The sequence below is a fragment of the Lacticaseibacillus camelliae DSM 22697 = JCM 13995 genome, from assembly GCF_001436615.1.
GTDB classification, from domain to species: Bacteria; Bacillota; Bacilli; order Lactobacillales; family Lactobacillaceae; genus Lacticaseibacillus; species Lacticaseibacillus camelliae.
This window is the reverse complement of record NZ_AYZJ01000036.1, coordinates 1-2,902: the sequence shown is the minus strand read 5'-3', so window position 1 is coordinate 2,902 and position 2,902 is coordinate 1. Positions and strand designations below refer to the sequence as shown.

Here is a 2,902-nt window from a genome sequence, read left to right as displayed (position 1 = left end):
ATGGCCTTTTTGGTCTAGTCGCTAAGGTGTTGCACTTGAATTGTAAACTGGGGAGTAGTTTTTTTTTGCTTGCCACGGCGATTAAGTGTTAGTCACTTAGTCGTCGTTTTTCATTGTTCCAGTGCGGCTTATAGTGTGCAGAGCCTGCCTTAAAACCACTGATCATCACATCCGAAAACCCGTGAACGTTTGGTGCAGTTATGATGAACAAATAGTTTTGACCTGTTTTCTCTCTTTCTTTCTTCACTCAAATGAATTGACAACTTTCTGAACGACAGAATGTTCACTGGGCGGCAAAGATATTCTATTGTATGACTTCATTATGAAAGCGTTGACCCAGCGCGAGCCTAGTGCTAATTTCTACCCCAGTTACTTGATCTTGATTTGACCAGTCTCAGGCGGCAGCGTCTGGGATTGTCGATTATTCTCTGGTTTGCAGTTTGTCTACGGCTTAGGACGATTCCAGCAATTCTGCTTGGGCTGAAGAACATCGAGAAAGTGAGATGTAATGGTTGAGAAAAGATATTGTGGTGCGCGGCCATGACCTACCCGTTTACGATGACTTAGCAGTGTTTGGGCAAGCGATGCAGCAGCGCGGCTTGCACAGCCTGGCGTATTCACCGGCAAAGTCGCTGCCCAAGACCACTGACGACGGGGATGCCGTCAGTTTTGGGCTGGGGGCGATGGTGCGCCGCTCGTTGAGTGAGTATGGCGGTGAAATTGCTACGTTAAGTTGCTATGTCAACATGGTTGATTCAGATACGACTAGAGAGGCTCAGGCCAACGCGCGGCTGGCGAATTATCTGCAGGTGGCGCCCGCTTTTGGGACCAGAATCGTAGCCACGGAGACTGGCGGTGTCGGCTCACCAGCAGAAAACCATCAAGCGGCACCGTTTAACACGCTAGTAAAACGGGTCCGCGAGCTGTTAACAGTTGCCAGGTCTGCCGGAACTTATCTTGCCCTTGAGCCGGGGATCAGCAATCCCCTATATTCGCTTGACCAGGTCGCGGCGTTGATTGCCGCTGTCAACGAGGCGCCTAACTTAAAGCTGATCATCGATCCGACTAATCTTTTAAAAACTCGAGAGGATGATGCAAATGCCATTCTTTCAGCGGCTTTTGACCGATTTGCTGACCGGATCGTCGCGGTGCACCTGAAGGATTATCGCTGGCCTGAAGGGGCTTCCCAGCGGGAGTTAACAGTGCCGGGCCAAGGCCAAGGCGATTTCAAAGCCGCCTTCGCAATCGCAGATCAGCGGCAGCCGTATGGGTTTAAATGCTTGGACGAGTTGCCGGATGGTCAGTTGGATCAAGCATTAGCATTGCCTTGGTTGCGGGCATTATGAAATCTTGAATACGAGGACAAAATGTGTGCTTGTAGTAATTAAATGCCGACTGACTCGAAATGAAGATGAGACATCTTCGATTCGGAATGGCGTGTAGAACTCCCGGTAATTTGCACGTTTGCTGTACTCCTAATAAAAGCGCTTGCATGTAATTGACTTCGGGGCTATACTCATTTTTGGTAGCAGCTTATGTTTAGGTATCTACCAAAGAAATAGTTGATTACACTAATTGCTGTAAGTTAAGCAACTTGCGACCAATGAGGGTTGTGCCCCCTCAGAGGCGTCAAGAGCTTAAGGGTAATAATACAAACTTTGCCAGAAATGGCCATTGCAGATTTGAGCACTTTGTCACCGCCTGCCACAGCGGAGGACACAGTTGTTCTCTGCTTGGTTATTTGTGGCTTTTTTTATAAAAGCTAATTTGGAAGGCGGGAATCTTCATGGTTGAGATTGACTTGAATCACCTATACAAAAAGTATGATAATGGCACAGATTATGCCGTCAGCGACTTCGATTTACACATCAAAGAGAGGGAGTTTATCGTTTTTGTTGGCCCCTCTGGTTGTGGGAAGTCTACGACGTTGCGGATGATTGCTGGCCTCGAAGATATCAGTAAAGGTACTCTTGAAATTGATCACCAAGTGATGAATGATGTTGCTCCCAAGGACCGGAACATTGCTATGGTCTTTCAGAACTATGCACTGTACCCCCACATGTCTGTATACGATAACATGGCCTTTGGCTTAAAGTTGCGCCATTACAGCAAGGAAGATATTCAGCAACGTGTCGACAATGCTGCTGATATTCTGGGCCTTCAGGAGTTTCTGCAGCGTAAGCCTGCTGATCTTTCTGGTGGGCAGCGGCAGCGGGTCGCGCTTGGACGTGCAATTGTGCGCGATGCGCCGATATTTCTCATGGATGAACCGCTGTCAAATTTGGATGCAAAACTGCGAGTTTCCATGCGCGCAGAGATTGCAAAACTACACCGGCGTTTAAAGACAACTACGATTTATGTCACTCATGATCAAACTGAAGCGATGACGATGGCAGACCGTGTTGTAGTCATGTCAGTTGGCCAAATTCAGCAGATTGGGACGCCAGCTCAGGTTTATCAAAACCCACGTAACATGTTTGTGGCTGGATTTATCGGTGCTCCTGCGATGAACTTTTTCCATGTCACATATCAGGACGGTCATATTTCAGATGGTAAAGGTTTGCAGCTGAGTGTGCCGGCGGGTCGAGCCAAAGTGTTGGACGACCAAGGGTATAATGGCAAGGAAGTTGTTTTTGGCATTCGTCCGGAAGATATCCATTCAGAACAAGCCTTCCTGGATACCTGGCCGAACGCCATCGTTGAATCTGATGTTGTAGTTTCTGAGCTACTCGGCGCGACCGAGCAATTGTATCTCAAGCTTGATGGCACTGAATACGTAGCAAATGTTAATGCACGTGATTTCCATCAACCAGGTGACCACGTCAAAATGGGATTTGACGTTAATAAAGGCCTCAATTTTCAAGTCAAGTGCAACGATGATAACGAATCCTTGATAGTGGTC

General features: G+C 47.7%; 2 protein-coding genes. Both read left to right on the top strand.

The features are described from left to right. Positions 1–512: 512 nt before the first annotated feature. A complete protein-coding gene (locus FC75_RS07735; RefSeq protein ID WP_054666475.1) occupies positions 513–1,346 on the top strand; it encodes a sugar phosphate isomerase/epimerase family protein in 834 nt (277 codons plus the stop codon). A gap of 440 nt (positions 1,347–1,786) precedes the next feature. Continuing rightward, a partial coding sequence (locus tag FC75_RS07730) for an ABC transporter ATP-binding protein (protein WP_056989562.1) occupies positions 1,787–2,902 on the top strand: 1,116 nt, incomplete at its 3' end.